Raw genomic sequence first — 16728 nt, 5'->3', positions numbered from 1 at the left:
CCGGCCTCGGTCAGTACAGCTCGGCCTTGCCGGCGGCGCCGAACAGGTCGATCTTCTCGGCGGCCGTCACCTTGAGGGCGGCGATCGGCTCGGGCTGGATGGCGTTCGGCTCGCGCAGACGCTCATCGATGCCGAGGATCTCGCGCATGCGGTTGTGGTAACTCACCTTGATGTCGCTGGAGATGTTGATCTTGTTGATGCCGAGCGAGACGGCGCGGGCGAGCTCCGCGTCGGGGTTGGCAGAGCCGCCGTGCAGGACGAGGGGGATCTTGACCGCGGCCTTGATCTGCTCGAGCAGGTCGTGACGCAGCTCCGGGTTCTTGTCGGACGGGTAGAGCCCGTGCGAGGTGCCGATGGCGATCGCGAGGCTGTCGACGCCGGTCTCGGCGACGAAGCGCACGGCGTCGTCGACGTTGGTGTAGATGATCTCCGCGGCGCCCGACTCGCCGTAGCTGTCGTTGGCGCCGATCGTGCCGAGCTCACCCTCCACCTGGATGCCGACGGCATGCGCGGCCTCGACGACCTTGCGGGTCAGCGCGACGTTCTCTTCGAACGGCAGCAGCGACGCGTCGATCATGACCGACGTGAAACCGGCCTGGATGGCGACGATCATCTGCTCGTACGTGCCGCCGTGGTCCCAGTGGATCGCGACGGGCACGGGCGAGCGGTGCGCGCGCTCGCGGATGGCGGCGATGAGGTCGGTCGTCACGTGCGAGACCTCGTCGGGGTGGATCGCGATGATGACGGGCGCGTTCTTCTCCTCGCTGATGTCCATGACGCCGAGGAACATCGCCCAATCGCTGATGTTGAAGGCCGGGATGGCGAAGTTGTTCTGGTTGGCGATGTCGAGGATGGACTTGCCGGTGTACAGCACCACGGTGGATTCTCCTGTGTTCGGTGGGGTGGGGTTCGGTCAGCTCTTCACCGAGCCGGCCGTCAGGCCGCTGATGAAGTAGCGCTGGAAGAAGAGGAAGAGGATGAGCACGGGGATCGAGCCGAGCACGCTCATCGCCATGATCTGGTTCCACTCGTAGGAGTGCTGGCCCATCAGCAGCTGGATGCCGATGGGGACGGTGCGCATGTCGATCGTGCGGGTCAGCGTCAGGGCGAACAGGTACTCGTTCCACGCGATCATGAACGTGTAGATGCCCACCGACACGATGCCGGGCACCGAGATGGGCACGAGCACGCGCCACAGCGCCGTCATCGATCCCGCGCCGTCGACGCGGACGGCTTCGTCCAGCTCACGCGGCAGGGTGTTGAAGTAGCCGGTCATCATGATGATCGCGTAGGGCAGCGTGAACACCATGTAGGTGAGGATCAGGCCGGGATACGTGTTGTACAGACCGAGGCCCACCATCAGACCGAAGTAGGGAATGAGCAGCGTGATCGGCGGCACCGCCTGCACGCTCACGATGATGACGTTGAGCACACGCTTGCCGCGGAACTCGAACCGGCTGAAGGCGTACGCCGCCTGGATGGCGACCAGCAGCGTCAGCACCGTCACGGCACCGGCGACGATGTAGCTGTTGAGGAAGAAGCGCATCGTCTCGGGGTTGGTGAAGATCGCGATGTACGCGTCGAACGAGAACGTGTCGGTGATCAGTCGTGGCGGCAGCTCGAAGATCTCGGTGTTCGACTTGAACGAGTTCGACAGCATCCACAGCACGGGACCGGCCGCGAACACCGCCCCGAGGATGAGGCCGAGGTAGACGCCGGCACGAGCGGTGCGCCGACGGGTCTGCACGGACATGGCCATCTCAATCCCTCGCCTTCTGGTGCCGCACGTAGAACACGGCGAGGACCATCGACATGAGCAGGACGAGCACGGCGGCGGTGGCCGCGAGCGAGAAGTCGTACTTGGCGAAGGCCAGTTTGTAGGTGTAGGTGCTGAGCACCTCGGTCACATCGATCGGGCCCCCGCCGGTGGTCATCCAGATGAGGGCGAACTGCTGAGAGGTCCAGATGAGGTCCAGCAGCAGCAGGCTCACGATGATGGGGCGCAGCTGCGGCAGGGTGACGTTCCAGAAGCGCTGCACGCTGCTCGCACCGTCGACGGTGGCCGCCTCGTACAGATCGCTGGGGATGCCCTGCAGCCCGGCCAGCAGGCTCACCATGAAGAAGGGGTAACCGGCCCAGATGTTGATGAAGGTCACGGTGCCGAGGGCGAGCTGCGGGGAGGCGAGCCACTCGATCTGAGACTGGAGCAGGAAGTTGATGACGCCGTTGGGGGCGAGCAGCATGCGCCACAGCACGGCGATGACGGCGACGGTGAACAGCCACGGCAGGACGTAGAGGCCGCGGAAGACGGCGCGGGAGAAGCCGCCGATGAGCGGGCTGTTCAGCATGAGGGCGAAGCCGAGTCCGAGCACGAGGTGCGCGGCGACGCTGACGACCGTGAAGACCACCGTGTTGGAGGTCGCCTTCCAGAAGGTCGCATCGCCGAGGACGGTGAGGTAGTTCTCCAGCCCGACGAACTCGCTGTGCTTGCTGAGGATGACGTTGCTCTGCAACGAGTAGCCGATGACCATGACGATCGGGACGATCATCAGGACGAGCAGCAGGATCAGCGTCGGCGCGAGGAAGCCGTAGGACTCCGTGGTGCGCCGCAGTTGGCGACGACGCCGCGAGTGGGCGACGCCGGTCACCAGCACTTCGGTGTCCATCGAGACGGGTGTTTTGAGGGTCATGAGACCGCACGGCTCCTTGCGGGGTTCCGGGGGCACCGGAGGGGTGGGTGGACGGGTGCCGCACCGCTGTCGCGCAGCGATGCGGCACCCGGGTGGGTGGGACGACTCAGAACGCCGCGGCCCAGGACGTCTGCGCGTTCTTCAGCGCGTCGCCCATGGACTGCTGCCCGTCGAGGGCCGTCTGCAGCTGCTGGCCGAGCTGGCGCATGAGGTCTTCCGCGGTCGGCAGGCCCGTGAACTCATTCGCGGGATAGCCCGCCTTGTAGATGTCGAAGGCCTTCTTGAACAGTTCGTCGCTGCCCGAGAAGTCCGGGGTGGACTGCGTGTTGCCGGGGAACGCCTTGGCGAGGGTCGACAGCTTCGAGTTGGTGTCCTTGCTCATGAGGAACGACACGAGCTTGAACGCGGCATCCTTGTGCGCGGAGTTCTCGGCGACGCCGATGCCCCACGACGCGTAGGGGATGCCCCGCTGACCCGTGTAGCCGTCAGCGGCCGGGATGGCCGAGATCGAGAACTTGAGGTTCGGGTTCGACTGACGGATCAGGTTGATGTGCGCCAGCGAGTCGATCATCATGCCGACGCGGCCGTTGGTGAACTCCTCGACCTTGTCCTGCTCCTTCATGGTGAAGGAGCCGGAGGCGATGACGCCGTCCTTCCACAGCCCGTCGATGTAGTCCATCGCAGACGTCACGTCCTTGTTGGTGAGATCGGGTTTGCCGTCCTTCAGCATCGATCCGCCCGAGGCCCAGACCCAGGACATCACGTCGTTCTGCACGCCGTTGGGAGCTTCGAGCGAGAGCGGGAGCACCCAGCCGGAGACGTCACCGCCGAGGGCCTTGATCTTCTTCGCAGCATCGGCGAACTCGGTGCGCGTGGACGGGGGTGCGGCCACACCGGCCTTGGCGAGCAGGTCGTCGTTGGTGAACATCGGGTAGACGAAGTTGACGACCGGGATCATGTAGGTGCTGCCGTCGACCTTGATCTGGCTGGCGAGCTGGCTCTCGTCGTAGTTGTTCTGCGTCATCAGGTCGGTGAGGTTCGCGATCACGCCCTTGGAGGCGAAATCGTTGACCCACGCGCCGTCCAGGCCGACGACGTCGGGCATGGTGCCGGATGCCGCGCCGGCGAACAGCTGCTCCTTCGTCGATGCGTACGGGCCGCTGACGAGCTTGACCTTGATGCCCGGGTTCTCGGACTCGAACTGGTCCATCAACGCGCGGAACTGCCCGTCGGGCAGCTCCGGCTCCCACCACTGCGCGAACTCGATCGTGACATCTCCGCCGGCGTCGCCGCTGCCGGACGGCGACGCGCTGCTGGAGCAGCCCGCCATCGCGACCAGCGTCACTGCCGCCGCAACCGCGCCGAGAACCGTGCGGGCCGTGCTGTGACCCCGCCCCACTCTGGACATCGTTTCTCCTCTTTGAGTTTGTGCGCACTCCGCACCACTGCGGATTAATGCGTCTTTCAGCACCATTATGCCGTCTTTTGCCGCTACGTCAAGGGGTTCTCTCCGCAAATTGCCCTCTTCTGCCGTCTTTTGCACGTTATGGGCGCGAAAACGGCATCCGCTGTGCTAGGGATGAAGACATGGACAAAGCAGCCTCCCGTGGCCGTCGACTTCCCGCCGGCCGCAAAGCCGACCTCGCGGCCTACGTCGCCGAGCAGGGACAGGTCACGGTGGCCGAGCTGTCGGAGCACTTCGACGTGTCGATCGACACCGTGCGCCGCGACCTCGACCAGCTCCATCGCGAGGGCGCTCTCATCCGCACACACGGCGGCGCCGTGAGCGCCACCGACGGGGCACTGCGCGATCGCGGTCTCGACGTGCGCCTGCGCGTGCAGGTGGAGGAGAAGGAGAAGATCGCCCGGCTCGCCGCCGAGATGGTCGACGACGGCGCGGTCGTCATGCTCAACGCCGGCACGACGACGCTCGCCGTCGCCCGTGCCCTTCGAGGGCACCGTGATCTCACGATCGCGACCAACAATCTGAGGATCCCCGCGGAGATCGCCCCGTCGGCGTTTCGCGACCTCTACGTGTTCGGCGGAGCCGTCCGCACGATCACGCAGGCCACCACCGGCCCGGTGACCTTCGCGATGGCAGCGGGCGGGCGCGAACTCGACATCCGCTGCGACCTCGCTCTCGTCGCTGTCGGCGCCGTCGACGAGTCCGGGTATTCGACGAGCAACCTCGGCGACGCGACCATGATGGCGGAGATGATCGACCGCGCCGACCGGACGGCGGTGCTCGCCGACTCCTCCAAACTCGGACGTCGGCTCTTCGCCCAGGTCGCCCCCCTCGAGGGCGTCGACTACCTCATCACCGACGCTCCCCCACCTCCCCCTCTCGCGAACGCCCTCGGGCAGGCCGGCGTGAGTCTCGTCGCTCCCTGATCGCCGCACGGCCTACAATCGCACCGTGGGCACGATCTATTACGGGGGCTCGGCTACTCCGATCCATATCGAGGACAGGGTGCTCGCACACCTGAAGGTGGTCGTGGCCACCAAGCTCCGCCGCGGCGAGAGCTTCACCGTGTCGTGGCAGCACCCCGACGGCGAGACCCGAGGCCGCAGCACCATCTGGCTGCATCCATCGATCCCGTTGCGCTTCGTCTTCGACGATCCCGAGCCCACCGAGCTGAATCGTGCGTGGATCGAAGAGCTGGCCCAGTCGGCGAGCACGTCCGGCGGCATCCAGCTCGCCGAAGAGCAGATCGAGTCGGTCGAGGGCGACGCGGACAACGCTCCCCAGACGGTCGCCGTCGCCGACGACTGATCGCCTCAGAGTCCGCGCGCCGGAGGGAAGTGCGGGATCGGAACCGGCCGGCTCGAGGTCGACTGTTCTTGCGCGCGGAGGATCTCCTCGCCTCTTTCGACGCACTCCTCCAGCGACGACAGGCGTGATCGCCGAGCACCGCCTCTGATCCAGACCGTCTCGAACCCGCCGTCCGTGCGCTCGATGTAGGCCACGACGAACTCGGCGTCGCGTGCGCTCACGCGCCGGTCGCACAATCGCCAGGCATCCTCATCGATCGGGAGGAGTTCGAGGTGGCCGCCGACATGCGCTGTCTGCGTCATCGCCGTCATCGTCGTCACCGCCTTCTCCCCCACTGTCGGGGAAGCCAGCCGGCGGGGCGAGGGGATTGACAGCTTGCCGCACCCGTGCGACGCGCGAGGCCGTCAGCCGGTCAAGACCTCACCGGAGTATGGCCCCTCGGGCTCGGGGACGATCTGCAGCCCCGCCGTCGAGTTCGCGGCGTGCGTCAGTGCCTCCAGCCACGCCCGGTTCAGGGCAGGCTGACGACTGCCGTGATACGAGTAGACGATCGACGCGTGCGGATGGAGCCAAATGGCCGTACGCCCATCGCCGAGGCTCGTGTCGTTGCGCCACGTGAACGTGAATGTCTCGCCGCGGCGGAGCTTCTGACTGATGACGACCTGCAGGTGCGCGAGCACGCGATCGTCGAACTCCGCTTTGACACTGCCGTCGTAACTGAACCGTCCCACCGCTCCACAGTAACGTGCGAGTCACGTGCGCCCCGATCGGCTTGATCCGTCAGGCGAGCGCCGCCGTGCGTCGGGAGATCTCCGCGCACGCCCGGTCGGCACCCAGGATGTCGGAGGCGAGCGAGGTCGTCGCGTCCAAGACGGCGACGGGGATGCCGCTGCCGAGGAGCATCCGGCAGACGCTGAGGGCACCGTCGTCGATGCTGGGGAACTCGACGATGTCGGTGGAGCCGGCCTGGTTCAGGCGTTGCGCGTACGTCAGCACCGCATCCGCGACGTCATCGGTCGTGAGGATGCGATGCCCCTCGATCAGGATGTCTTTCACAGTTCGACCTCGCCGGGGATCGTCAGTACGTGGGATGGTGATCCTCAGTACAGCCGAACCGGGCGGCCTCGACGAGGGGCTTGACAGCCTCCCGCGACGATGTCAACCCCCCGCGCCCGCGCGCGCGACGAGGGCACACTGAGCGCATGGCACTCGCACTCATCCTTCTCATCGTCGGTATCGTCCTGATCCTTCTCGGGGTCTTCGTCGAGGCGGCGAAGTTCCTGCTGTGGATCGGACTGGTCATTCTGCTCATCGCGATCATCGCGTGGCTCATGCGCGTCGTGAAGCGCAACGCCTGACGCGACCGGAGCCGGCGCCGCCGTGGGCCGTCAGGCGCGGCGGTAGCCGGCGACCATCGGGCAGTCGAACGGATCGCGCGCCGCGAGGCCGACGCGGTTCAGGTAGTCGATGACGATGGCGTATGAGCGCCACACGCTCGTCTCGGTGTACGGGATGCCGGCGCCCTTGCAGTAGTCGCGCACGACGGCACGAGCGCGTGAGAGGTGCGGGCGGGCCATGCTCGGGAACAGGTGGTGCTCGACCTGGTGGTTGAGGCCGCCGAACATCCAGGTGGCCCACCAGCCGCCGTTGATGTTGCGGGACGTGCGCACCTGCTTGGTGAAGAAGTCCAGTCGGGCGTTCGCATCGATGACGGGCATGCCCTTGTGGTTCGGGGCGAACGATGCCCCCATGTACACGCCGAACACGGCGAGCTGGACGCCGAGGAAGGCGAAGGCCATCCCGAGCGGCAGGAGCAGGAAGACCGGGACGATGACGACCGCGAGTCGCGTCGTGATGAGCGCCAACTCGAGTCCGCGCTTTTTCACCGGCTGCCGCGACAGCAGGTGGCGGATGCCGTGCGCGTGCAGGTTGAGCCCCTCCAACGTCAGCAGCGGGAAGAAGAACCAGCCCTGGCGGCGGGTGATGAACCGGCGGATGCCGCGGGCCTGCACGGCATCCTCGACGAGGAACGAGATCGTGTCGACCTCGATGTCGGGGTCCTTGCCCACGCGGTTGGGGTTGGCGTGGTGGCGGGAGTGCTTGGAGTCCCACCACGAGTAGCTGATGCCGACGACGCCGGCGGCGAGGATGCGCGCAAGGCGATCGTTCGCCGGCCCCGAGGACAGGATCTGCCGGTGCGCCGCCTCGTGGGCGAGGAACGCCACCTGGGTCAGCACGATGCCGAGCGCCGCCGCGATGAGCAGCTGGAACCAGCTCTGGCCCAGCAGGACGAAGCCGGCGACGCATCCGGCGAGGCAGAGGGCCAGCGCCGAGCCGACGAGAGCGTAGAAGACCGGAGCCCGGCGCAGCAGCCCGAGTTCCTTCACCACCTGCGACACCTGGGTGTACGAACGCGCGACCGGCGGGAACGTCTCCGACGTCGCGTACGTCTGTCGGATCGGGCCGAGAGTGGATGCGGGGGTGAGTGTGGCCATGACCGGCTCCGTTGATCGGCGGTCCATCGCGGGAGACGATGCCCGTGGGGCGAAGCCAAAGGCGGGTGCCGATCGCTGGTGCCGACACTACGCTTACGTCTATACGGCGCCCGGCATACTCCCGGCGCCGCCCCCCTCTCGACGACTCCTCAAGGACGCGGCATGACTCTGGCACTGGCGATCGATCTCGGCGGCACGAAGATCGAGAGCGCCCTCGTCGACGCGGACGGCGCGATCGTCGAGGGCTCGCGCCACCGCACCCCGACCGGCGCGGGCGCCGCCACGGACCTCACCGTGCTCGAGCGCGGCCTCACGGAGGTGATCGACGGATGCCGCGCGCACCCGCGGTGGAACGAGGTCGTCGCGGCGGGCATCGGCGCGGCCGGGCCGATCGACATCACCGCCGGCACCATCGCGCCGATCAACCTTCCCGCGGCGCACGGATTCGCCATCGTGGCGGCGGTGCGAACCGCAAGTGGGCTGGACGCCGTGACGCTGCGCCTGGACGGCACGTGCATCGCCCTCGCCGAGGCGTGGCGGGGTGCCGCGCGCGGGGTGCGCAACGCGATCGTGTTCGTCGTGTCGACGGGTGTCGGCGGCGGCATCGTGTCGGATGGGCGGCTGGTCGCCGGTGGTTCGGGCAACGCGGGACACCTCGGTCAGATCCTCGTCGCCGACGTCGACGGCGAGCCGGCGGCATCCACCCTCGAGCAGCGTGCCTCGGGACCGCACACGGTCGCCTGGGCGCGCGCCCAGGGCTGGGCGGGCACGACCGGCGAGGAGCTCGCGGTCTCGTACCGCGCGGGCGAGGAGGTGGCGGTCGCGGCGGTCGCGCGGTCCGCGCATGCGGTGGGCGTCGGCCTCACGAGCGCGGCGACCCTGCTGGATCTCGAGCTGGCGGTCGTCGGCGGCGGGTTCTCGTTCGTGGCGGACGACTATCCGGACCGCATCGAACGCGTCGTTCGCGACAGCGCCGTCAACGCCTACGCCGGGCGGTTGAAGGTCGTGCGTGCCGGGCTGGGCGGGGATGCCCCGCTCATCGGCGCCGGCGCACTCGTGCACCGCGCCGACCTGCTCTGAATCCGCCCCCTGCGCTCCGACGCCACGCGATGTCTTGACGATGTCGAGGGTCGGTGCTTGCATCGGGCCATGCATCATGTGACCTCCGCCGACGGAACCCGACTCGCCGTCCACGACACCGGATCGGGGCCCGCCGTCGTGATCGTCAACGGCGCCCTGTCGACGGCGAAGGATGCCGCCGCGCTCGGCGCGGCGCTGGCCGATGCGGGCCTCCGGGCGATCACATACGACCGGCGCGCCCGCGGCGACAGCGGCGACACGAAGCCGTTCTCGCTGCGTCGGGAGGCGGAGGATCTGGCCGCCGTCATCGCCGGCGCGGGAGGGGAGGCGGCGGTGCTGGGCCACTCCTCCGGCGCGGTGATCGGGCTGTACGCGGCATCCCTCGTCGCCGAGACGGGCGTGCCGGTGCGCGCACTGTTCCTGTCCGAACCCCCGTTCCACTTCGGCGTCCACGAGCCGGCTCCCGATCTCCCCTCGCGCATCCAGGCGCTCGTCGACGCGGGAGATCGCGAGGAGGCCGTCGTCCTGTTCCAGCGCGAGGCGGTCGGACTTCCCGACGCGATGATCGCGCAGTTCCGCGCGACCGACGCCTTCGCCGGTGTCGTGCCGCTGGCGCAGTCGACCGTCTACGACGCGACACTCGCGCGCGAGCTGTCCACGCCGACCGATGCCATGCTCGCCGTCGACGTCCCGGTGACGATCCTCTGCGGTCAGCAGACCTTCCCGTTCCTCAGCGCGGCGGCCGAGCGCCTCGCGGCGGCGATGCCGCACGCCGAGCTGATCATCTCGCCGGAGTCGGTCGGTCATCGACTCGATGCGCACGCGGCGACACGGATCCTGGCGGCGCGGCTCGCCTGACGCGCAGCCCGCCCGCCAATCCGTTCGGCGTCGAGCCTCGAACAACCTCCGTCACGACACCGGTCGCGACCCGAACAGGAGGTCCGTCATGAACTCGTCACCGAACCGTCTCGTCGCCACCGTCTTCGGCGCCGTCTACCTCGTCGTCGGCGCCCTGGGCTTCGCCGTCACCGGCGGCGTGGGATTCCTCGCCACCGACGGCGGACTGCTGCTGGGGATCTTCGCCGTGAACCCGCTGCACAATATCGCTCACCTTCTCATCGGTGCCGCGCTCGTGATCGCGGGCCTCAGCGGCGTGCGCGCCGCCAAGACGGTCAACGCCACCATCGGCGCCGCCTATCTGCTGCTGGGCGTGGTCGGCTTCTTCCTCGTCGGCACCTCGGCGAACATCCTCGCGCTGAACGTCCCCGACCACTTCCTGCACCTCGCCAGCGCGATCGTGCTGCTCGGTGTGGCTCTCGGCGCCGAGCGCGGCGCACGGTCGGTCACGGCATGAGCGCGCCCTCCCGCGCGGCGGCCGCTCCGGGAGCCGCCCTGCGCGCCTGGACCGTGCCGCTCGCGTGGGGGGCGGGCCTGGTCTCGATCGGCATGGGCGCGGCCGCCATCACGGGTGAGGCGTCTTCGGGCGCGGCCCGCGGGTCGGGAGTCGTCCTCGCCGTGGCGGGACTGCTGTGGCTGGCCTGGGGTGCGGCGGCGCTGAGCGCCGGCCGCCTGCTCCTGCCCCGGACCGCGGCGGCGTCGACGCTCGTCACTGTCTTCGGCGTCGCCGCGCTTGTCGTTCTGACCGGAGGCCGCGCGAGCATTCTGGCCGCCGCGGTCGCGGTCATCCTCCTTCTGACGGCGGCCGTGATGATCATCGCCGACGCTCGCCGGCGCGTGGCACCGGCCGGCGCGATCCGCACGGTTCCCCTGCTGCTGGCCGCCGCCCTCGTGGCCGTCGTGGCCACACCGGCACTCGGCGCCGTGCAGGACGCGGCGCTCGTGCGCCCCGACGGCACCGTGATGGTCGTCGATCCGCACGCCGGCCACTGACAGGCGACGAAGAGGGGTGGATGCCGGTGCTCCCGGCATCCACCCCTCTCGGTGTGCGCGTGGCCGCGGCTCAGGCCAGCGTGCTCTGGAAGGGGTCGAACCCCTCGGGCAGAAGCGGCACGTCGGCGACGGTGCTGCCGATCGTCAGCGTCTCGCCGGTACCGGCGGACTCCTGCGCCGACAGCATGACGTCGAGCACGTGATAGCCGAGTTCGCCGGTCGCGACGTGGGGACGTCCCTCCGCGATGGCGCGTGCCATATCGAGCACGCCGAGACCGCGACCGACGACGGTGCCCTGCTCGGGGACCTCGACCCACTCCTGCTCGAACCGCATGCCGTCACGGATCACGCCGAGCGGCTTCACGTACGCGATGCGTCCGGTGAACGCGTTCGGGTCGGGCAGCACGATCGTGCCCTCCGAACCGTGGATCTCGATCACGCCGTGTCGCTCCAGCGCCGAGTCGAAGCTGAGCAGGTGGGTGCCGTGCTGTCCGCCGGCGAAGGAGGTCAGCACCTGGACGGTCGAGGGCACCTCGACGGGGAAACTCTCCCCCGCGCGCGGCCCGGTGTGGATCTGGCGCGTCTTCTGCCAGCGCGAGCCGCGCGCCGTGACGCCGGCCACGGGTCCGAGCAGGCTCACGAGCGCCGAGAAGTAGTACGGACCCATGTCCAGGAGAGGTCCCGCCCCCTGGGCGAACAGGAACGCGGGCTCCGGGTGCCAGAGGTCGGGCCCCTGCGTCTGGAACGAGGTCTGCACGAACAGCGGCGTGCCGATGACGCCCTCGCGGATGGCGCGCTTGGCGGTCTGGAAGCCGGGGCCGAGGATCGTGTCGGGGGCCGAGCCGATGCGCACGCCGGCCGCCTCGGCCTGCGCGAGCAGCTCACGCGTGCTCACGCGGTCCAGGCCCAGCGGCTTCTCGGTCCAGACGTGCTTGCCGGCGGCGACGGCGGCCTTGGACACCTCGACGTGCACCGCCGGGATCGTGAGGTTGACCACGAGGTCGACGTCAGGGTTGTCCAGGACGTCCTCACCCGTGCCCCAGCTGGGCACCCCGTGCTCCTCGGCCTTGGCCTTGGCGCGCTCGGGCATGAGATCGCCGACGGCGACGACCTCGACGTCGGGGAAGGAGGTCAGGTTCTCGAGGTAGGTCTGGCTGATGACTCCGGTGCCGATGACGCCGACGCGGAGGGCACTCACTTGACGTACCCCCCGTCGCGGAGGAAGGCGAAGCTGGCGGCGATGTCCTCGAACACGTCGCCCGGGGCCTTGTCGTACTCGATGACGGCGTAGCGGATCGCCGTGCCCGCCTTCAGGGCCTCCGCGAGCGGCACGTCGGCGGTGCCGGCGTGGCGCTGGTCGAGGCTGTCCGAGCCGAAGGACTCGGCGCCGGGAGCCCACGGGTTGGATGCCGGGACGACACCGTCCTTGACGTGGACGGCGACCAGCCGGTCACCGAGCGCCGAGACGAGGGCGGGCACGTCCTGGCCGCCGGTGAGCGCCCAGAAGAGATCGAGCTCGATCTGCACACGCTCATCGGTCAGCGCCACGAAGCGCTCGTAGGCGGTGGCGCCGTCGAACGAGGCCACGAACTCCTGCGCGTGGTTGTGGTAACCGACGCTGAGGCCGAACTCGGCCGCCTTCTCTGCGGCGCGGTTGAGCCGGTCGGCGATGTCGGCGACGCCGTCGGCCGTGAGCCACCGCTCGGGGGCGACGAACGGGTCGATGACCGTCGTCATGCCGATCTCTGCGGCCGCCGCGAAGACGACCTCGGGCGCGGGTGTCGGGATCTGGCCGTCCGGGGTCCAGAGCGTGTCGGACAGGAGCGGCGCGTGGCCGGTCGGAGACGCGAGTCCGCTCGCGTCGAGGGCGGCGCGGATCTGCGTGGGGCGGGAGACGAAATCGAACGCCTCCACGTTGCGCAGACCGATGGCGGCGAGCTTGTCGAGCGAGCCTCCCATATCGGCGGTGAACTCCTTGGCCAGCGTGTACAGCTGGACGGAAGCGACGGGCAGTGTCATGACGTGCGTCCTTCGAACCTCGTTGTCTCGTGTGTGCGGCGCTCGCGGCGCATCGTCCGCGTGGCGCTGAGGCGACGGTACCACAAAACCTCCATGTGGAGGTTTTTTCTCGAACATCGACTAGGTTGGATGCCGTGAGCACGACGGACGGCACGGGCGACGAGACGGTGATCGGCCGGCGCGGCCTGCAGCCGAAGGGGGTCGCCCGCCGTCAGGAGATCCTCGACCGCGCCATCGAGGTGTTCCGCGAGCGCGGGGCCGACGGCACGTCGCTGCGTCGCATCGCGGAGGCGATCGGCGTCTCGCATGCCGCCCTGCTGCACTATTTCGACTCCCGCGAGCAGCTGCTGGTCGCCGTCTACGCGCACGCCGAGATCCAGCGCAACGCCTCCGCGGACACGGCCGTGACGCCCGGCGTCGACACGATGATCGACGCCGCGATCGCGAACGTCGACGTGCCGGGACTGGTCCAGCTGTACACGACGCTGCTGGCGGCCTCTCTGGAGGCGGGCAACGACGTCGGCCGCGAGTTCTTCTCCGCCCGCTTCGAGCGCGTGCGCGGCGAGCTCACCCGATCGTTTCGCCGGCAGCAGGCCGACGGCGAGATCCGCGAGGACGTCCCCGCCGAAGACCTCGCGGCCCTGCTGATCGCGGCATCCGACGGCCTGCAGATCCAGTGGCTGCTCGAGCCGTCGATCGGGCTCAGCGAGACCCTCCGCACGTTCGCGCGGCTGCTCCAGCCCCCGCGCTGAGCGCAGCGCTCACACGTCGGCGCCGACGAGCTCGGCGATCGCCTCGAGCAGACGGGATGCCGCGGGCACCGCTCGGCCGCGCGCCCAGACCGCCGACAGCGGTCGCGTGAGAGGCGGCCCTTCGAGTGCGACGCGCACCACCCGCCCCGCCGCGAGGTCGTCGCGCACCACCAGAGCGCTGACGACGGCGGGGGCGAAACCGGTCGCGGCAGTCGTGCGCACCGCCAGCGAGGAGGGCAGTTCGGCGGCCGGCGCGGCGACCAGCGGGGTGCCCCCCTCCTCCAGCGCGGCGTCGAGCGCACGCCGGGTGCCGCTGCCCCGTTCGCGGAGCACGAGCGGCGTGGCCGCGAGCTCGGCCCGCGTGATCCGTGCCGCCGACGCCCACGGGTGGGAGGGCGCCGCCACCACGACGAGCTCGTCGCGCGCGATGACGACGCGATCGAGGTCGTCGGGCAGGTCGGGGGTCTCGATGAAACCGAGCTCGGCTCCGCCGCGGCGGACCCGAGCGATGACGGCCGTGCTGTTCTCGGCATCCAGCCGCACACCGGCGGCGGCCGGGTCCCGCCGCCGCCACTGCGACAGCCAGTCGGGCAGCAGGTACTCGGCGATCGTCAGACTCGCGGCGATGCGGAGCGTGCCGCGGCGACGTTCCTGCAATGCCGCGACCGACTCGTCGAACCGGGCCGCGGCCGCGACGACATCGCCTCCCCAGCCGGCGACGAGCTCGCCGACCGCGGTCAGCACGGATCCTCGTGCTCCCCGCGCGACGAGCACGGCGCCGATCTCCGTTTCGAGCGCGCGCAGCCTCGCCGAGGCGGCCTGCTGCGTCACCCCGAGTCGTCGCCCCGCAGCGGTGAGACTGCCCGTCTCGCCGACGGCGGCGAGAAGGCGTAGCGCGTCGAGGTCGGCCATGCGCCCCCTCCCCTCCGGTCACAAGCGGACGTTGTGCCCCGACAACGATACGGCGCTTCCGCGCCGAGCGGTGGTGCACCAGGCTGGAGCCATGACCGCCACCGCGCCCGTCCCTCGCGCCCGCCGCCTCTTCCGCGACGTCCCGACCGGCAGGGCCCTGGTGTCGGCGGTGACGCCGAACTGGTTCGCGTCGGTGATGGGCACGGGCATCGTCGCCACCGCCGCCGTCACCCTGCCCGGGTCGCCCGCGCCCCTGCGGGCGCTGGGACTCGTGGCCTGGCTGCTCGCCGCGGTGCTGCTGCTCGTCCTGCTCGTCGCGACCGCGCTGCACTGGCTGTGGCACCCGCAGGCGGCGCGCGGCCATCACCTGCACCCGGTCGTCGCGCACTTCTACGGCGCGCCCGCGATGGCCATGCTCACCGTCGGCGCGGGCGCCCTGCTCGTCGGCATCCCCCTACTCACCGAACCCGTCGCGATCGCCGTCGACGCCGTGCTGTGGACCGCCGGCACCGCGCTCGGACTGGCCACGGCGGCCGCGATCCCGTATCTGCAGTTCACCCGGCACGAGGCGACGCCGGATGCCGCCTTCGGCGGGTGGCTCATGCCCGTGGTCCCCCCGATGGTGTCGGCGGCCACCGGAGCACTGCTGATCGATCACCTCCCCGTCGGCGAGGCGCGCCTGACCCTGCTCGTCGTCTGCGGCCTGATGATCGGCGTCGCGTTCCTGTCGACGCTCGCGATCCTTCCGCAGATCTGGGGACGGCTCGCCCGCCACAAGGTCGGCCCGGCGGCGATGGTGCCCACCCTCTGGATCGTGCTCGGCCCCCTCGGCCAGTCGGTGACCGCGGCGAACCAGCTCGCCACCCACGCACCGGCCGCCGTCGACGGGGCCTGGGCCGGTGCGATCACGATCGCCGCCGTGCTGCTGGGGCTGCCCGTGTTCGGCTTCGCACTGCTGTGGCTGACGATCGCGATCGCGCTGACCGTGCGCACGGCGCGGGCCGGGCTGCCCTTCGCGCTCACGTGGTGGTCGTTCACCTTCCCCGTCGGCACGTGCGTCACCGCGGCCAGCGGCCTCGCACTGCACACCGGGTCGACGCTGCTCGCGGTGATCGCCTACGCCCTGTTCGCGCTGCTGCTGACGGCATGGGCGACGGTCGCCATCCGCACCTTCCACGGCGCCGTCATCACCGGACGGCTCCTGGTGCCGTCCCCGGCGGCCTAGCCTGAGACGATGAGCGACCCCGAGATCCTCCGCTACAGCGCGTTCAGCTCCGATCCCGCCGGCGGCAACCCGGCCGGTGTCGTGCTCGACGCCGGCCGGCTCGACGCGGCCGACATGCAGCGCATCGCCGCGGACGTCGACTTCGCCGAGACCGCCTTCGTGATCGCGCAGCGCGCGGACGGGGCCCTCGGCATCCGCTACTTCTCCCCCGTCGCAGAGGTGCCCTTCTGCGGGCATGCGACCGTCGCGACCGCCGTCGCCCTGGCCGAACGCGGGCATGCCGACGGCGACACGATCGTGTTCGCGACCGCGGTCGGCGACATCCGCATCGAGGTGGAGCGGAGCGCGGACGGCGTCCGGGCGGCGTTCACGAGCGTGGAGCCGGCGGTGCGCGAGCTGCCCGACGGCGATCGCGACGCCATCCTCGGGCTGCTGTCGCTGACGACGGCGGATCTCGACCCGGCGCTGCCTCCGCGGCTGTCCGATGCGGGAAACCCCCATCCGATCCTCGTCCTCGCCGACGCCCGCCCGTTCGACACGTTCGCGTTCGACCCCGACCGGGTGCGCACCCTGATGGACGATCGCGGCTGGCCGGCGACGATCACGGTCGCGCGGCGGCTCGGGCCCGACCGCTTCGCGGCACGGAACCTCTTCCCCGTCGGCCGCATCACCGAAGACCCCGCGACCGGCTCGGCCGCCGCCTCCCTCGGCGCGTATCTGCGAAGCCTCGACGCGGTCGCGGTCCCCGGACGGATCACGATCGCGCAGGGCGCGCACGTGGGACGGCCCAGCCGGCTGCGCGTGGACATCCCCGCGCGCGGCGGCATCCGGGTGTCGGGTGCCGCGGTGGCGATGACGTAGCCGACGGCCGCCCCGGCGGCGAGGAGACTGC

21 protein-coding genes are annotated in these 16728 nt (G+C 69.9%); 10 read left to right on the top strand and 11 right to left on the bottom strand.

What is annotated here, in order from left to right:
• Positions 1–10: 10 nt before the first annotated feature.
• The 4 genes from DEU37_RS02135 to DEU37_RS02120 form a co-directional block, all read right to left on the bottom strand.
• Positions 11–877 carry a ketose-bisphosphate aldolase gene (locus DEU37_RS02135; RefSeq protein WP_121189039.1) on the bottom strand — a complete coding sequence of 289 codons (867 nt, stop codon included), beginning with the start codon at positions 875–877 and terminating at the stop codon, positions 11–13.
• A gap of 36 nt (positions 878–913) precedes the next feature.
• Entirely contained in the window at positions 914–1753 is an 840-nt protein-coding gene (locus tag DEU37_RS02130) for a carbohydrate ABC transporter permease (RefSeq protein WP_259457104.1), read from the bottom strand.
• A 7-nt stretch (positions 1754–1760) separates the two neighbouring features.
• A complete protein-coding gene (locus DEU37_RS02125; protein ID WP_121189037.1) occupies positions 1761–2690 on the bottom strand; it encodes a carbohydrate ABC transporter permease in 930 nt (309 codons plus the stop codon).
• Between the two features lie 106 nt (positions 2691–2796).
• Entirely contained in the window at positions 2797–4098 is a 1302-nt protein-coding gene (locus DEU37_RS02120; protein WP_121189036.1) for a sugar ABC transporter substrate-binding protein, read from the bottom strand.
• A 179-nt stretch (positions 4099–4277) separates the two neighbouring features.
• Between DEU37_RS02120 and DEU37_RS02115 the strand changes: the two genes are divergently transcribed.
• Complete coding sequence (locus DEU37_RS02115; RefSeq protein WP_121189035.1) at positions 4278–5081, top strand: DeoR/GlpR family DNA-binding transcription regulator; 804 nt, start codon at positions 4278–4280, stop codon at positions 5079–5081.
• Between the two features lie 25 nt (positions 5082–5106).
• Complete coding sequence (locus tag DEU37_RS02110; protein WP_121189034.1) at positions 5107–5463, top strand: hypothetical protein; 357 nt, start codon at positions 5107–5109, stop codon at positions 5461–5463.
• Positions 5464–5468: 5 nt separating this feature from the next.
• Here the strand turns inward: DEU37_RS02110 and DEU37_RS02105 are convergent, their stop codons facing one another.
• The 3 genes from DEU37_RS02105 to DEU37_RS02095 form a co-directional block, all read right to left on the bottom strand.
• Positions 5469–5765 carry a hypothetical protein gene (locus DEU37_RS02105; RefSeq protein ID WP_259457103.1) on the bottom strand — a complete coding sequence of 99 codons (297 nt, stop codon included), beginning with the start codon at positions 5763–5765 and terminating at the stop codon, positions 5469–5471.
• Between the two features lie 102 nt (positions 5766–5867).
• Positions 5868–6194, bottom strand: coding sequence for a hypothetical protein (locus DEU37_RS02100; protein ID WP_005049636.1), 327 nt, complete (start codon positions 6192–6194; stop codon positions 5868–5870).
• A 49-nt stretch (positions 6195–6243) separates the two neighbouring features.
• On the bottom strand, positions 6244–6519 hold the full coding sequence (locus DEU37_RS02095; RefSeq protein ID WP_036316390.1) for a hypothetical protein: 276 nt from the start codon (positions 6517–6519) through the stop codon (positions 6244–6246).
• A 146-nt stretch (positions 6520–6665) separates the two neighbouring features.
• Here DEU37_RS02095 and DEU37_RS02090 point away from each other — a divergent pair, with 146 nt between their 5' ends.
• Positions 6666–6821, top strand: a complete 156-nt coding sequence (locus tag DEU37_RS02090; protein WP_016464229.1) for a hypothetical protein — start codon at positions 6666–6668, stop codon at positions 6819–6821.
• A gap of 30 nt (positions 6822–6851) precedes the next feature.
• On the opposite strand, the gene DEU37_RS02085 is transcribed toward DEU37_RS02090, so the two are convergent.
• Positions 6852–7958, bottom strand: a complete 1107-nt coding sequence (locus tag DEU37_RS02085; RefSeq protein ID WP_061683768.1) for an acyl-CoA desaturase — start codon at positions 7956–7958, stop codon at positions 6852–6854.
• Positions 7959–8120: 162 nt separating this feature from the next.
• Here DEU37_RS02085 and DEU37_RS02080 point away from each other — a divergent pair, with 162 nt between their 5' ends.
• From DEU37_RS02080 to DEU37_RS02065, 4 genes are all read left to right on the top strand, one after another.
• Positions 8121–9038 carry an ROK family protein gene (locus DEU37_RS02080; RefSeq protein ID WP_121189033.1) on the top strand — a complete coding sequence of 306 codons (918 nt, stop codon included), beginning with the start codon at positions 8121–8123 and terminating at the stop codon, positions 9036–9038.
• Between the two features lie 69 nt (positions 9039–9107).
• A complete protein-coding gene (locus DEU37_RS02075) occupies positions 9108–9896 on the top strand; it encodes an alpha/beta fold hydrolase (RefSeq protein WP_121189032.1) in 789 nt (262 codons plus the stop codon).
• Between the two features lie 88 nt (positions 9897–9984).
• Entirely contained in the window at positions 9985–10392 is a 408-nt protein-coding gene (locus DEU37_RS02070) for a DUF4383 domain-containing protein (protein WP_016464226.1), read from the top strand.
• Positions 10389–10928, top strand: coding sequence for a hypothetical protein (locus DEU37_RS02065; RefSeq protein WP_121189031.1), 540 nt, complete (start codon positions 10389–10391; stop codon positions 10926–10928). Before DEU37_RS02070 ends, DEU37_RS02065 begins: the two co-directional genes overlap by 4 nt.
• Before the next feature lie 70 nt (positions 10929–10998).
• Here DEU37_RS02065 and DEU37_RS02060 read toward each other — a convergent pair whose 3' ends face one another.
• Together DEU37_RS02060 and DEU37_RS02055 are read right to left on the bottom strand one after the other, a co-directional pair.
• Positions 10999–12126 (bottom strand): Gfo/Idh/MocA family protein, encoded by a 1128-nt coding sequence (locus tag DEU37_RS02060; RefSeq protein WP_121189030.1) that lies wholly within the window; start codon positions 12124–12126, stop codon positions 10999–11001.
• Positions 12123–12947 carry a sugar phosphate isomerase/epimerase gene (locus DEU37_RS02055; protein WP_121189029.1) on the bottom strand — a complete coding sequence of 275 codons (825 nt, stop codon included), beginning with the start codon at positions 12945–12947 and terminating at the stop codon, positions 12123–12125. Before DEU37_RS02055 ends, DEU37_RS02060 begins: the two co-directional genes overlap by 4 nt.
• 134 nt (positions 12948–13081) lie before the next feature.
• Here DEU37_RS02055 and DEU37_RS02050 point away from each other — a divergent pair, with 134 nt between their 5' ends.
• The gene (locus DEU37_RS02050) at positions 13082–13699 is read left to right on the top strand and encodes a TetR/AcrR family transcriptional regulator (RefSeq protein ID WP_121189613.1); all 618 of its coding nucleotides are present in this window, start codon (positions 13082–13084) and stop codon (positions 13697–13699) included.
• A gap of 9 nt (positions 13700–13708) precedes the next feature.
• On the opposite strand, the gene DEU37_RS02045 is transcribed toward DEU37_RS02050, so the two are convergent.
• Positions 13709–14611, bottom strand: coding sequence for a LysR family transcriptional regulator (locus DEU37_RS02045; protein WP_121189028.1), 903 nt, complete (start codon positions 14609–14611; stop codon positions 13709–13711).
• 91 nt (positions 14612–14702) lie between these two features.
• Here DEU37_RS02045 and DEU37_RS02040 point away from each other — a divergent pair, with 91 nt between their 5' ends.
• Both DEU37_RS02040 and DEU37_RS02035 read left to right on the top strand, forming a co-directional pair.
• Positions 14703–15836, top strand: coding sequence for a TDT family transporter (locus tag DEU37_RS02040; RefSeq protein WP_121189027.1), 1134 nt, complete (start codon positions 14703–14705; stop codon positions 15834–15836).
• Between the two features lie 9 nt (positions 15837–15845).
• Positions 15846–16697 carry a PhzF family phenazine biosynthesis protein gene (locus DEU37_RS02035; RefSeq protein WP_121189026.1) on the top strand — a complete coding sequence of 284 codons (852 nt, stop codon included), beginning with the start codon at positions 15846–15848 and terminating at the stop codon, positions 16695–16697.
• The last annotated feature ends 31 nt before the right edge of the window (positions 16698–16728 follow it).

This window comes from Microbacterium sp. AG790, from assembly GCF_003634765.1.
Classification (GTDB): Bacteria; Actinomycetota; Actinomycetes; order Actinomycetales; family Microbacteriaceae; genus Microbacterium.
This window is presented reverse-complemented; position numbering and strand designations above follow the sequence as displayed.

Coding starts and splice junctions, on each gene's coding strand:
- DEU37_RS02130 (WP_259457104.1), bottom strand. CDS start 1,753: ATGTCCGTGCAGACCCGTCGGCGCACCGCTCGTGCCGGCGTCTACCTC.
- DEU37_RS02120 (WP_121189036.1), bottom strand. CDS start 4,098: ATGTCCAGAGTGGGGCGGGGTCACAGCACGGCCCGCACGGTTCTCGGC.
- DEU37_RS02090 (WP_016464229.1), top strand. CDS start 6,666: ATGGCACTCGCACTCATCCTTCTCATCGTCGGTATCGTCCTGATCCTT.
- DEU37_RS02070 (WP_016464226.1), top strand. CDS start 9,985: ATGAACTCGTCACCGAACCGTCTCGTCGCCACCGTCTTCGGCGCCGTC.
- DEU37_RS02055 (WP_121189029.1), bottom strand. CDS start 12,947: ATGACACTGCCCGTCGCTTCCGTCCAGCTGTACACGCTGGCCAAGGAG.
- DEU37_RS02085 (WP_061683768.1), bottom strand. CDS start 7,958: ATGGCCACACTCACCCCCGCATCCACTCTCGGCCCGATCCGACAGACG.
- DEU37_RS02065 (WP_121189031.1), top strand. CDS start 10,389: ATGAGCGCGCCCTCCCGCGCGGCGGCCGCTCCGGGAGCCGCCCTGCGC.
- DEU37_RS02115 (WP_121189035.1), top strand. CDS start 4,278: ATGGACAAAGCAGCCTCCCGTGGCCGTCGACTTCCCGCCGGCCGCAAA.
- DEU37_RS02105 (WP_259457103.1), bottom strand. CDS start 5,765: ATGACGCAGACAGCGCATGTCGGCGGCCACCTCGAACTCCTCCCGATC.
- DEU37_RS02040 (WP_121189027.1), top strand. CDS start 14,703: ATGACCGCCACCGCGCCCGTCCCTCGCGCCCGCCGCCTCTTCCGCGAC.
- DEU37_RS02125 (WP_121189037.1), bottom strand. CDS start 2,690: ATGACCCTCAAAACACCCGTCTCGATGGACACCGAAGTGCTGGTGACC.
- DEU37_RS02045 (WP_121189028.1), bottom strand. CDS start 14,611: ATGGCCGACCTCGACGCGCTACGCCTTCTCGCCGCCGTCGGCGAGACG.
- DEU37_RS02035 (WP_121189026.1), top strand. CDS start 15,846: ATGAGCGACCCCGAGATCCTCCGCTACAGCGCGTTCAGCTCCGATCCC.
- DEU37_RS02075 (WP_121189032.1), top strand. CDS start 9,108: ATGCATCATGTGACCTCCGCCGACGGAACCCGACTCGCCGTCCACGAC.
- DEU37_RS02080 (WP_121189033.1), top strand. CDS start 8,121: ATGACTCTGGCACTGGCGATCGATCTCGGCGGCACGAAGATCGAGAGC.